Origin of the sequence: Actinomyces ruminis (assembly GCF_002154335.2) — a bacterium.
GTDB lineage: Bacteria > Actinomycetota > Actinomycetes > Actinomycetales > Actinomycetaceae > Actinomyces > Actinomyces ruminis.
The window spans coordinates 1-12756 of sequence record NZ_MTPX02000006.1 but is presented as its reverse complement, the minus strand read 5'-3'; the positions used below and the strand labels follow the sequence as shown (position 1 = coordinate 12756).

Here is a 12756-nt window from a genome sequence, read left to right as displayed (position 1 = left end):
CTGCGCGCAGGCGACGCCATCACGGCGTGGTGCGCGAGAACGGAGATGCCGCCGGCGCCAACCCCGGTTCTGGCGCGGCCGCCGTCAGAACCGCACCAACCGGCTGAAGTACAAGCCGCTGGTCTCCGTGGAGACCGTCAACGGCATGGACCCGGAGCGCGCCAAGCGTCGTCCCGAGTTCACCAAGCTCACCCCCCTGTACCCGCAGGAGCAGCTGCGCCTGGAAACCACGCCCAAGGCCCTGACCCCGCGCATCATCGACCTGGTCGCCCCCATCGGCAAGGGCCAGCGCGGCCTGATCGTCTCCCCGCCCAAGGCCGGTAAGACGATCATCCTGCAGCAGATCGCCAACGCGATCTCCGTGAACAACCCCGAGGCGCACCTGATGGTGGTGCTCGTCGACGAGCGCCCCGAGGAGGTCACGGACATGCAGCGCACGGTCAAGGGGGAGGTCATCGCCTCCACCTTCGACCGGCCCGCCTCCGACCACACCACCGTGGCCGAGCTCGCCATCGAGCGCGCCAAGCGGCTGGTCGAGCTGGGGCAGGACGTGGTGGTGCTACTCGACTCCATCACCCGTCTGGGCCGCGCCTACAACCTGGCCGCCCCCGCCTCCGGGCGCATCCTGTCCGGTGGTGTGGATGCCAGTGCCCTGTATCCGCCCAAGCGCTTCTTCGGCGCCGCCCGCAACATTGAGAACGGCGGCTCCCTGACGATCCTGGCCACCGCCTGGTGGAGACCGGCTCCAAGATGGACGAGGTCATCTTCGAGGAGTTCAAGGGCACCGGCAACATGGAGCTGCGGCTGTCCCGGCAGCTGGCCGAGCGGCGGGTCTTCCCCGCCGTCGACGTCGCCGCCTCCTCCACGCGCCGTGAGGAGCTGCTCATCGACCCCGCCCAGCTGAAGATCATGTGGCGGCTGCGGCGGCTGTTCTCCGGCCTGGAGCAGCAGCAGGCCCTCGAGCTGGTGCTAGGAAAGCTCAAGGAGACCCAGTCCAACGCGGAGTTCCTCATGGTCATCTCCAAGACCACCCCGCAGGGCACCTCCCTGGCAGACGCCGACGACGACGCCAAGCTCGTCTGATCCGCTCCGTCCGCCCGGGATACCGGGCGGACGCCTTCCCGGCTCACCCTGCGGCGTGCTGTGCCTCACCACGGCGCGACATTGTGACCGGCCGCGTGGCTGGCAGAATGTCCGACCGGCCTCCGGTTCACCTGCGCGCCCGTGCGGGACCCGGGACCCTCAGAACCCCTAAGGAGAAATATGAAGCAGGGTATCCACCCCGAATACGTGCCCACCACGGTCACGTGCACCTGCGGCAACAGCTTCGAGACCCGCTCCACCGTCACCTCTGGTGAGATCCGCGTGGACGTGTGCTCCGAGTGCCACCCCTTCTACACCGGCAAGCAGAAGATCCTCGACACCGGTGGTCGCGTTGCCCGCTTCGAGGCCCGCTACGGCAAGCGCAAGAAGTAAGCGCGCAGGTTTCGTCACTTCGACGTTTTGCGACCTTGGGGTGCGCTCCACGACCACCCGATGCACGTGGAACGCACCCCAAGGTCGTAATCTGTGCCCTGATCAATCCCATATTCCCTCCGAGCCGGAGAAAGGTGAGTCGTGAGCGTCGAGGACTTCTCCGCCGTACAACCTCTGCTGGAGGAGCACGCCGCCATTGAACGAGAAATGGCCGACCCCGACGTCGCCTCCGACCCCGGCGCCTTGCGCCGCCTCGGGCGCCGCTACGCCGAGCTTGGACGCATAGTGGAGGCCCACCGCGCCTGGAGCGCCGCCTCCGCGGACCTGACCGACGCCACGGAGCTCGCCCGGGAGGACGCCGACTTCGCCGCCGAGTTGCCCGCCCTGCGGCAGGCCGAGCAGGACGCCGCCGCGCGCCTGCGCGAGGTGCTCGCACCCCATGATCCCGACGACGCGCGCGACGTCATCATTGAGGTCAAGGCCGGAGAGGGCGGGGAGGAGTCGGCACTGTTCGCCTTCGACCTGGCCCGCATGTACACCCGCTACGCCGAACGCATGGGTTGGGCGATGGAGGTCATGGATGCCACCGACTCCGAGCTCGGCGGCTATAAGGACGTACGCCTGGCCATCAAGGCGAAGGGCGCCGTTGAGCCGGCCGACGGCGTGTGGGCGCATCTGAAGTACGAGGCGGGCGTGCACCGGGTCCAGCGCGTCCCGGTCACCGAAAGCCAGGGGCGCATCCACACCTCCGCCGCCGGCGTGCTGGTGATGCCGGAGGCCGACGATCCCGGCGAACTGGAGATCGACCCCGCCGACCTGCGCATCGACGTGTTCCGCTCCTCCGGGCCAGGAGGGCAGAGTGTGAACACCACCGACTCCGCCGTGCGCATCACCCACCTGCCCACGGGAATCGTCGTCTCCATGCAGAACGAGAAGTCCCAGCTGCAGAACAAGGAGTCGGCCATGCGCGTGCTGCGGGCCCGGCTGCTAGCCGAACGCGCCGCCGCCCAGGCCGCCGAGGCCGCCGCCACCCGCCGCTCACAGGTGCGTACGGTCGACCGCTCCGAGCGCATCCGCACCTACAACTTCCCCGAGAATCGCATCGCCGACCACCGCACCGGCTACAAGGCCTACAACCTCGACGCCGTGCTCGACGGCGACCTCGGCCCGGTCATCGACTCGGCCATCGCCATGGACGAGGCCGAGCGCCTGGCCGCCGCCGGCGAGCAGTGAGCGACTGTGCCCGAACTGGACCGCTACGCGCTGCGGCGCCTCGTGCGTGAGGCGGGGCAGACACTGGCCCGGACGGGGGTGGCGTCTCCGAACGTCGACGCCCGGCTGCTGGCCGAGCACCTGCTGGCTGGGCCGATTCTGCTCGCCGACGGCGCCCCGGAAGACTTCCCGGTCGCCTACGCGGCGCTGGTGCGGCGTCGTGCCGCCCGCGAGCCGCTGCAGCACATCCTGGGCGTGATGTGGTTCCGGGGGCTGAAGCTGACCTGCCGGCCCGGCGTGTTTATCGTCCGCCCCGAGACCGAGGTGGTTGCCGGGGCCGCCATTGAGGCCGCCCGGACGGTCGCGGTGGAGGAGGGACGTGGCCCCGTGGTCGTGGACCTGTGCGCCGGCTCGGGGGCCATTGCCGCCGCGGTTGCCGTGGAAGTGCCTGCCGCCCGGGTGTGGGCCGTCGAGGTCGACGACGACGCCGCGGCACTGGCACGCGAGAACTGCGAGCGCCTGGTGCCGGGCCGGGTGGAGATCATCCGCGGCGACGTCACCGACCCGGCCGTGCTCGCCGAACTGGACGGGAGCGTCGACGTGGTGGTCTCCAACCCGCCGTACGTGCCCGCCGGGGCCGTGGAGGATCTGGAGACCGAACGGTATGACCCGGACCTGGCCCTGTACGGCGGGGGAGCCGATGGTCTGCACCTGCCGCTCGTCGTCGTGAAGCGGGCCACGGCCCTGCTGCGCCCCGGCGGCGTGCTGGTAATGGAGCACGACCCCGGGCAGGGAGCTGCGCTGCGGGCCGCCGCCCGGGAGGTCGGATTCTCCGCCGCCGCCACGGGGACGGACCTCACTGGTCGCGACCGGTACCTGCGCGCGGTGCGCTGAGCGGTGGACCGTGTTGCGGTATTGATTGGGGTGGACATCGCTGTCATACCGGGATCTCCCCGTGAGCCTGGGCCCGCTACACTTGTTGAAGAGATCTCGGACACATCGATATGCGCCAGGAAACGTGAGCGCGTGCCGGATGCTCCCGTGAGGACACGCCATGGAGACAACGTCGACTCCCGCTCCGCGCCACAGTACCCCGCCGTGGCGCTACGCCATCGGCATGTTCGGCACTTCGATCCCGATCAATGTCATCAAGGGATCGATGCTCTACTTCTATGTCTCGGTGCTGGGAATGGACGCCGCCATCTACGCCGGTGTCTACGCCGTCTACGGCGTGATCGACGCCGTAGACAACCCGATATTCGGCTACATCTCCGATCGCACCCGCAGCCGCTGGGGGCGGCGGCGCCCCTACCTGATCGTCGGCGCGTTGCTGCTGTTGGGAGCGATGATCGCCCTCTTCTGGGTCCCGGACGCCGTTGTGGCCCGCAAGACGAGCGCATTGGTCATCTGGTTCGCCATCTTCGCGATTCTCGCGGAGGCATCGGACTCCCTCATAAACGCCAACTATGGGGCGCTGTTGCCCGAGCTCTTCCCCGCCGAGCGGCGCCGCGCCCTGGCGAACTCTCTGCGTCAGGGGCTGCAGTTGCTCGCCATGATCATCTCCCTGGGACTTACGCCCCTGCTGGCCCGTGGCATCCTGGGCTGCGATGTCGCTGACCCGCAGTGCGGCGACCCGACTCGCGGTTATGAGCTGCTGGCAGTCATCTACGGCTTGGTGGCCTCCGCCGTCATCATTTTCATGGCTCTGGGCATCCATGAGAATCCGGATATCGCGCAGGAGGAACGTCCCCGATTCATTCCCTCAATCATTCAGATCGTCACCAACCGCTACTTCTGGACCGTGGGAGTCGTCTCCGCCTGCTTCGGGGCGGCCATGGCACTGGTGCTGGGCGGGCTGCAGTTCTATGTTGATCACTCATTGGGCGGAGACGCCCTGCAAGCCACGATTCTGCAAGCCACGGTCATCGCTGCCTCGATCGGATTCTTGGCCCTGTGGACCACTGTTGTGCGGCGGTACGGAGCTGCTCGTACCTGGAAGATCGCACTGCCTGTGGCTGCCGTGTCCTTTCTGCCGCTGTTCTTCGCCAACAACCTGATCGCCGCGATCATCGCCGGCCTGTGCGTCGGTCTCGGATATTCCGGCATGCTGGCCACTAACGATCTGATCTTCGCCCGCATCCTGGACCACGACGCCGCGGCCACCGGCATCCACCGCGAAGGCATCTTTCTGTCCGCCTTCGGAGTCCTTGGGCGGCTCAGCGCCATCCCCGTGTCAATCGCGCTACTGTCTCTGGGATGGTTCTTCGGTTACCACTCAGGTGATGATCCGGGCACGCAGGCGGGATTGGCCTGGAGGGTCTACATGTCCCTGTACCCCTTCGGCCTGCTTACCGTCGGAGCCATGATCTCGCGCTTCATCTGGGTGCCCGCGGATACCCCGGTGGACACCCCCGCTACACCGGCACCGCTCGGCGACACGAAGGAGACTTGAGAATGAATGCCCGCCGTGTAGTACTGACCGCAGACGATTACGGATACGATCCCGCGTCCGCCGAGGTGGTCTTGGACCTGCTGCAAGGAGGCTATGTCTCTGCCACCACCGTGCTGGCGGTGTCCGAGTACCTCGACGACGTCGTCCAGCCTCTGGCTGCACTGCAAGCACGGCGCGACTTCGGCGTGGGGCTGCACCTCGCCACCAACTCCGATCGCGGCCGCGAGCCGTGGAAGCCATTGTCGGCGAGAGCTCTGGCCGGCCCCGACGGGACCCTGCCCGTCGACCCATCTGCTGCCGAGAGCCTCGCTACCGCGGACGCCATGGCCAATGAGATTGCCGCCCAGCTGGCACGCATCGAAGGGACGGGGCTGACAGTCGACCGCATCGACTCCCATTCGGGGACCGTATACGGCCTGCACGGGGGCGCGGGGCTGACAGAAGTACTCACCGTCTGCGCCAGGAGTCATCTGACCTTCCGCCTTCCGCGTCGCTCGACGCCGCCCTGCTCGGTGGCGAGATTTCTCAGCTGCTGTCAGATGTCCACCGCCGGGCGGTCCAGGCCGCGGACGCCTCCGGCGTAGCCCTGCCGCAGACGACTCTCACCGATCCCCGTCCGACCGACATGATCGGAACCTACGAGGCGCTACGCGATTTCTACATCGCTCTGCTGCCGCTGCTCCCAGAGGGCACCTCGGAGATCTTCACCCATCCGGGCGCGGACACGCCCTGGGCACGCGAACGTTTCGGCGCAGGTTGGGACAAACGCGTCTGGGAAGCGCAAATGCTGCGCGATCCCGTATGGCGTGCCGCATTGGAGCAGGAGGGCATTGAGATCGTGGCACGCTGGTAGGACGGTGAGGCGAGATCACCCCATACGCTGATTGCCGTCAGACCAACAGGTTCCGTCAACGGGGTACTGGGGGGTCCTGGCTGATGTCGTGGCTACGGAGGCAGACTCCCCACTCAGAGGATGACGGCGGACTCTCGCGACCAAACGTTGCCGCCGTCGATCCCCAGCCGAACCCTTCTGAATGGAGCTGCCACATGGCCACTGTCCTTGTGATCGGATCAACCGGAAAAGTCGGACGCGTCGTCGTCGACGAGGCCCTCCAGCGAGGCCACGCCGTCAAGGCTCAGACACGCAACGCCCGTCGGGCGCGCCGGTCCCTGCCCGACGGCGCCGAGGTCGTCGAGGCGGCGCCCGCCGACGCCGATGCGCTGCGTCCGCTCGTTGCCGGCGTGGACGCCGTCATCCTCACCCACGGCGGCGACAGCGACGGCGAGAACAACTTCTACGCCGTCATCCCGGCGCTGCTGGAGGCACTCGGTGACTCCGACACCCATATCAGCCTCATGACGGCGATGAACACCAGCCACTCCGCCGGCGCCAGCGCCAGCAACTACGAGTTCGTGGAGTGGAAGCGTCGCGCCGAGCGGCTCGTGCGCGTCTCCGGACACCCCTACACCATCGTGCGCCCCGGCTGGTTCGGCTACCAGGGTCCCGGTGACCGCCAGATCGACCTGCGGCAGGGTGACCTGGTCACCGGCCAGCCGGGAGTCGACCGACGCCACATCGCCCAGGTGCTCCTGGAGGGCGCCCTCAACCCCTCCGGCGCGCGCCGCACCGTGGAGGTCTTCAGCAAGGCCGGCGCCCCGTTACCGACTTCGAGGCCATGTTCGCCGCGACGCGCGCGGACGAGGATGGCGCGATTGACGGCGTGCTCGACACCAACAACGTGCCACTGGACGAAGAACCGCAGCGCGTGCAGGACGACCTCGCCCGCCTGCGCAAGTGACGGCGGAGCACGCATATGCCGCACAAGGGCATCTGGGACCGTCTGCGCGACGGTGACGACGTGGATCTGTTCGAGCAGGAGTACACCGACATCGTGCGGGTCGAATACGCCCGCTGCCGCGACCTCATGTTCGACATAAACCAGACCCGTCCCTCCGACCCGGCGCTGCCCGACCTTTGGGCCGATCTGCTGGGGCTGGACGGGCCGCTGGACTCCTCCATCCGGCTCATCCACCCCATGCAGATCGACTTCGGCAAGCGAATGCATATCGCCCCGAACGTGCTGATCAACCACAGCTTCACGGCCATGTCGATCGGCGGGATCAGCATTGGCGAGGGCACCTTCATCGGTCCCAACGTCACCGCGGTCACCGACAACCACCGGCTCGACGACGTCACCGTTCTCAACTGCCACCCCATCGCCATCGGGCGGCGGGTGTGGATCGGTGCGGGCGCCTCGATCATGCCCGGAGTGACAGTGGGCGACGACGCCGTCATCGCCGGTGGTGCCGTGGTCACCAAGGATGTCCCGCCCCGCAGCGTCGTCGCCGGCGTGCCGGCGCGGGTCATCCGCGAGAAGTAGCCGTTCGGCGCAGACGCACGGCTTAAACCCCAACCACCCTGAGAAAGAGAGAACACTCATGCCCACCGAACTCGAGCACAAGGACGCCATCCGCGAGGTCATCGACCGCTTCTCCAACCTGGAGGTCGACGTCGCGGAGCAGTCCAAGCTGTTCACCCCGGACGCGCACGTCGTGGTCTACAACGCCGACGGCTCGAAGATGATGGAATTCGACGGCGCCGACCAGTTGGTCGAGCTGTTCGGCGCCGCCATGGCCGGCGTCAACAGCTCCTTCCACATCAATGGCCAGCAGGTCATCACGATCGACGGCGACACCGCCACCGACGTCCACTACGGCCAGGCCCTGCTCGTTCAGGAGCAGGACGGCAAGGACGTGCTCCAGTCCCACTCGATCCGCTACATCGACACCCTGGTCCTGCGCGACGGCGACTGGCGCATCAGCAGCCGCGAGCAGCACTTCGTGGTCTCCGAGACGCGCGAGTACTTACGCGCGCGCATTGATGCGGTGACGGCTGAGCCCGCCTCCCGACTGCGGGGGGCGGGCTCAGCCGTCGCTTCGGTCGAAGGACCACGCATCGGCGTCCTGCACTTCAGGAAGGCGCGCCTCCCCTCGGCGGTTCCCATACGCGGATCGGTCCACAAGGGCGTTGGCGAGTTGTGGAAGACGTCTGACCGCCGTGATTAGATCTGGCGCGAACCCGCCACAAGAGAGGAAGCGCTATGCGTCGCCGTTCAATCGCCCTGTATGTCCCGAAACCATGGCCGACTGGGAGTACGCCTACCTGACAGCCCAGATCACGGTGGCCGAGCGCATGCGTCCTGGACGGTTCCAACTGCTGCTGGTGGGCGATGGCCTCGAACCCGTGCGGTCGCAGGGAGGTCTGCCGGTCACGCCTACGGCGGACCTCGGAGCGTTGTCCCGGTTGCGAGCGGAGGGCGATCTGGCGGCCCTAGTCATCCCGGGAGGGGACCGCTACCACGCGGGACACGAGCGGCTGATCGCTACTGTCGAAGAAACGCTAGCCGCGCAGGTGCCGGTGGCAGGCATCTGCGGCGCCACCTACCTGCTGGCAAGGGCCGGCGTGCTCGACGAGCGTAGGCACACCTCCAACTCCTCGGAGTTTCTGGCTGCGAGCGGCTACCAAGGAGCTGAGCACTATGTTGATTCCGTCGTGACCTCCGACCGCGGCGTGACCACGGCATCGGGCCTCAATGCCGTGCCCTTCACCGCGGAAGTCATGCGCGTCACCGAGCTTTTTCCCGCTGAGGTTGCTGACGCCTGGGAGCGCCTGTACTCCACCGGAGACGCCCACTACTACGGGGCCTGGGCGCAGGCCGTTGATGCCTGGGCGCGCTCCTGACCCGGCTACGGACGGCGGTGAAAATGTCCGAGATCGGCATAAACGCCGCCGCTAGGCGGCACCGCGACCGATGAAAGCGCGGAATATCAACGATCTGCCGGACGCCACTCGCAGCCCAAGGCTTCTTTATGCCGATCTCGGACAGTTTTGAGAGTCCCATAGGTATGCCGCGTTGTCACCGCACATAGAGGTCCTCTGCCGTGGCCAGAACCGACGTCCGGAAGTAAGGGTTGCGAAGAGAATCTGTGGTCACTAGGTCTACGGAGCGGCCCGTCGCCTGCTCCAAGGCCTCCTGTAGGCCAAAGAAATCGTCGAAGCGGCTGCCTCGGCGTCCACAGGTCTTGCAGGCCGGCCTGAAGCAGACGGTGGAACACATCATCATGGGCCAGGTCGGGGTCCGCAAGGACTTCCGCGATCAAAGTGGATACGGCCGACTTGCTATCGGCATCGTGCGTGAACTTTGCAAGCGCATTCTGGTCGAAAGTCTGGGTTCCCACGATGTCCCAACCACAGCGTCTACGCCGTCGCTGTAGGGACCCCCGCGGGAATTGCTGCCACAGTATGAGACTCGCCCCCTGTGCCTAGCATTGTTGTGCGAATAACGTAAAGATGGTGTTGACTTAAGGATGCATTTTAGCTTGACTGGTTGTCGAATGTAGTCAGAGGTGCGCGAAAGGTGTGCTGTATTATGGGGGCAGTTACGATGTCTTCACTGCTTAAGCAGGTGCGAGAGAGTGATATTGGGCGGCGGTTACTGTGGCAATTTCCGCATTTATTGGTTGTGGCGTGTTTATGTGCCTGGCGTCCCGTGTTGACTATTGCATCCGACGTGTTGGAATGGGCTGGTTTTTCTGTCTCGCGTATTTCGGAAGTTGCGAGATGGGTTGCTGAGCGAGGTGATGTTCTCGGCGCTCTGGCGTTTGTTTTTTTGGTGCTCGTTGCGTTGCTTTGGTCGGTTGATGGTGTTTCCATGGAAAGACTTCTTGTGATTCTTAGCTGTTCCACGCTGCTGTTGTGGCAGGCTGTAGGTACGCCTTGGCCTGCGGTTGTCGTTGTTGCTGCTCGGGTAATTATTACTTGGCTGTATTCGCGTTTGGCGCATGATGAGTCTCATTTTGCAATTACTGTAATTGGGTTGATGACTGTTGTTGGATCGCCAGTATTTACCTTTATGTCTTTGATCTCGCCCGGTAACGGTGATCATAGTCGTGAAATCGCCGTGCGTTTGAGTGGACCGGTGCAGGTGCAGCAAACCCCGCTTGAAGGGCCGACGGGAGCTGTGGCCGTAGGCGTACGTGCCCGTACCTCTGATTCTGCATAATCTCGTCCGCGGCGGGGGTGCAGATCGGTGACAAATACTGATCTCGCGGCGGGCGGCGTGTTGTGAAACGTCGTCACTTCAACGGCTCGCGATTTGAATGTCGGTCCGTCCATCCGTTCGTTCGTCATCGATTTCGACAATCGGTCACGGCGCGCCCGGCGCATCTACATGTGGTGGACCGGGCGTGGGATGATGATTCGTGTGTTTCGGTGGTCGTTCGTGTGGTTATGGGGCTCTTCCGGTTTGAGGGTGTGGTGGTTCCGGCCGGGGCTGCGGTGTGGGGATGATGAGGTCGGTTTCGGGCTGATAAGGACGTGTTCAGGCTGACGAGGTCGTGCTCGACCGGCGCAGGTCATTCTCGGGTGGGTGGAGATGTCGTCGGGCGGGCGGGGTGCTCTTGCCGTTGGCGGGCCGTCCGGGCCGGTTCTTCGTGCTTGTGGGTGTGGTGGCTGGTGTGTTGCGCGGTGGGGGACCCGGCGAGTCTGCCGGTTCACCACGCCGCACTTGTCTGCCGGCAGCCCCGCGCCACGGAAGTGAGACCATCTGCTACGCCACTTCGGGGTTAACAACGCCGGTTAACGGTCTGCTGAAGGGCTCTGAGGTATACAGCAGAACGTTAAGTAGCGTTGTTAACGCCCAACCGGCGCAACAGACACCTCAGCCCGACTCAACCACCACACCCACAAACCGGAAGAGCCACGTTGCGCGGGAAGTGGAGGCGGGGCCAGCCAAGGCGCACGAACCGTCTAGGCTTGGCCCCGAGATGAACGACGCGATGAACTCCCTCTTCGGCGCACTGCCCATGCCCGGCTCCGAGGCCACGCCTCCGCCGGAGGCCGCCCTGCCCTCGCTCGACCTAGCCGGCTCGGCCTGGGATGACGAGAGCTGGGCCGACGTCGAGCCCCCGGCCGAGGAGGACCTGGCGCCCTACGACCCCGAGGAGGCCTCCGCCCCCTCTGCAGCCGACGCGGCCGCCGTCACCCCCACCTGGAGGAGCGTCAGGCCGAGCTCTCCGACCTGGTGGCCCGCGCGCAGGCCAATGCCGCCGCCGCGCGCGCCCGCGCCGGCGTCGACGCCGGAGGCGCATCGGATCGGACGGCTGGCCCCGGCGCGCCCCGCTACGGCATATCCGCCAACCCCGCGGATCTGCTCACCGGCCTCAACCCCGCCCAGGAGCAGGCCGTCACCCATGCGGGCTCCCCGCTACTGATCATCGCCGGCGCCGGCAGTGGCAAGACCCGCGTGCTCACCCATCGCATCGCCTACCTGCTGGCCACCGGTCGCGCCCGCCCCGGCGAGATCCTCGCCATCACCTTCACCAACAAGGCCGCAGCCGAGATGCGCGAGCGCGTGGCCGCCCTGGTGGGTCCGGCGGGGGAGCGCATGTGGGTGTCCACCTTCCACTCCGCCTGCGTGCGCATCCTGCGCCGCGAGCACGAAGCGGCCGGCCTGCGCTCCACCTTCTCCATCTACGACGCCGCCGACTCCACCCGCCTGATCACCCTGATTGTGCGCGAGCTCGGCATCGACCCCAAGCGCTTCACCCCCAAGACCTTCGCCGCCCGCATCTCAGACCTCAAGAACGAGCTGATCACCCCGGCCGAGTTCGCCGAACGCGCCGTGACCTCCAACCCCTTCGAACGCCATCTGACCGAGGTCTACAGCGCCTACGCGCGTCGGCTCGCGGCCGCCAACGCGCTGGACTTCGACGACCTGATCATGCGCACCGTTCAGCTGCTGCAGGCCAAGCCGGCGGTGGCGGAGATGTACCGCCGTCGCTTCCGCCACGTGCTCGTCGACGAGTACCAGGACACCAACCACGCCCAGTACGTGCTGGTGCGCGAGCTCGTCGGCGGGCCCGGCACCTCCGGCGCCGACTCACCCGTCCCGCCGGGGGAGCTGACCGTGGTGGGCGACTCCGACCAGTCCATCTACGCCTTCCGTGGCGCCACCATCCGCAACATCGAGGAGTTCGAGCAGGACTACCCCAGTGCCCGCACCATTCTGCTGGAGCAGAACTACCGCTCCACCCAGAACATCCTGTCCGCCGCCAATGCGGTAATCGCCCGCAACAGCGGGCGCCGGGAGAAGAACCTGTGGACCGCCTCCGGGGACGGCCCCAAGATCATCGGCTACGTGGCCGACTCCGAGCACGACGAGGCCCGCTGGATCAGCTCCGAGATCGACCGGCTCGCCGACGAGTGCGGTGTCCGCCCCCGCGACGTCGCCATCTTCTACCGCACCAACGCCCAGTCCCGGGCGCTGGAGGAGGCCTTCATCCGCTCCGGCCAGCCCTACAAGGTGGTTGGTGGCACCCGCTTCTACGAGCGGCGCGAGATCAAGGACGCCATCGCTTACCTGCGTGCCGTCGACAACCCTGACGACGACGTCTCCATCCGCCGCGTCCTGAACGTCCCCAAGCGGGGACTGGGGGACAAGGCGGAGGCCGCCCTGGCCGAGCACGCCGCCCGCTACGCCGTCTCCTTCGGCACCGCCGTGGCCGACGCCGCCGGCGCCCCCCCGCCCCCGCGCCGGCGGCCGCCCCGGGGCGGG

At 66.5% G+C, this 12756-nt stretch carries 12 protein-coding genes and 2 pseudogenes; 13 read left to right on the top strand and 1 reads right to left on the bottom strand.

From position 1 onward, the window contains the following. The 11 genes and pseudogenes from rho to BW737_RS00515 form a co-directional block, all read left to right on the top strand. Nucleotides 1-1083, top strand: a pseudogene (rho, locus tag BW737_RS00565) (transcription termination factor Rho); the annotation flags it as partial. A gap of 180 nt (nucleotides 1084-1263) precedes the next feature. Further along, entirely contained in the window at nucleotides 1264-1476 is a 213-nt protein-coding gene (gene rpmE, locus BW737_RS00560; RefSeq protein ID WP_086615966.1) for a 50S ribosomal protein L31, read from the top strand. Between the two features lie 141 nt (nucleotides 1477-1617). Then, nucleotides 1618-2709 (top strand): peptide chain release factor 1, encoded by a 1092-nt coding sequence (gene prfA / locus BW737_RS00555; RefSeq protein WP_086615965.1) that lies wholly within the window; start codon nucleotides 1618-1620, stop codon nucleotides 2707-2709. Nucleotides 2710-2715: 6 nt separating this feature from the next. After that, on the top strand, nucleotides 2716-3582 hold the full coding sequence (prmC, locus tag BW737_RS00550; RefSeq protein ID WP_086615964.1) for a peptide chain release factor N(5)-glutamine methyltransferase: 867 nt from the start codon (nucleotides 2716-2718) through the stop codon (nucleotides 3580-3582). A gap of 160 nt (nucleotides 3583-3742) precedes the next feature. Further along, a complete protein-coding gene (locus BW737_RS00545; protein WP_086615963.1) occupies nucleotides 3743-5140 on the top strand; it encodes an MFS transporter in 1398 nt (465 codons plus the stop codon). A gap of 2 nt (nucleotides 5141-5142) precedes the next feature. Beyond that, on the top strand, nucleotides 5143-5724 hold the full coding sequence (locus tag BW737_RS00540) for a ChbG/HpnK family deacetylase (RefSeq protein ID WP_086615962.1): 582 nt from the start codon (nucleotides 5143-5145) through the stop codon (nucleotides 5722-5724). A 41-nt stretch (nucleotides 5725-5765) separates the two neighbouring features. Beyond that, on the top strand, nucleotides 5766-5993 hold the full coding sequence (locus BW737_RS00535; protein ID WP_086615961.1) for a polysaccharide deacetylase family protein: 228 nt from the start codon (nucleotides 5766-5768) through the stop codon (nucleotides 5991-5993). 194 nt (nucleotides 5994-6187) lie between these two features. Then, nucleotides 6188-7078 (top strand): NAD(P)H-binding protein, encoded by an 891-nt coding sequence (locus BW737_RS00530; protein ID WP_180271958.1) that lies wholly within the window; start codon nucleotides 6188-6190, stop codon nucleotides 7076-7078. Next, on the top strand, nucleotides 7000-7521 hold the full coding sequence (locus tag BW737_RS19105; RefSeq protein ID WP_276567332.1) for a DapH/DapD/GlmU-related protein: 522 nt from the start codon (nucleotides 7000-7002) through the stop codon (nucleotides 7519-7521). Before BW737_RS00530 ends, BW737_RS19105 begins: the two co-directional genes overlap by 79 nt. A gap of 58 nt (nucleotides 7522-7579) precedes the next feature. Continuing rightward, on the top strand, nucleotides 7580-8206 hold the full coding sequence (locus tag BW737_RS00520; protein ID WP_086615958.1) for a nuclear transport factor 2 family protein: 627 nt from the start codon (nucleotides 7580-7582) through the stop codon (nucleotides 8204-8206). 73 nt (nucleotides 8207-8279) lie between these two features. Continuing rightward, complete coding sequence (locus BW737_RS00515) at nucleotides 8280-8882, top strand: DJ-1/PfpI family protein (RefSeq protein ID WP_257210305.1); 603 nt, start codon at nucleotides 8280-8282, stop codon at nucleotides 8880-8882. Nucleotides 8883-9158: 276 nt separating this feature from the next. Here BW737_RS00515 and BW737_RS19685 read toward each other — a convergent pair. Beyond that, nucleotides 9159-9379, bottom strand: a pseudogene (locus BW737_RS19685) (hypothetical protein); the annotation flags it as partial. Between the two features lie 206 nt (nucleotides 9380-9585). Here BW737_RS19685 and BW737_RS15455 point away from each other — a divergent pair. Beyond that, on the top strand, nucleotides 9586-10203 hold the full coding sequence (locus tag BW737_RS15455) for a hypothetical protein (protein WP_143013741.1): 618 nt from the start codon (nucleotides 9586-9588) through the stop codon (nucleotides 10201-10203). 1020 nt (nucleotides 10204-11223) lie between these two features. Then, on the top strand, nucleotides 11224-12756 hold a 1533-nt coding region (locus tag BW737_RS00505), incomplete at its 3' end, for an ATP-dependent helicase (protein ID WP_420835688.1).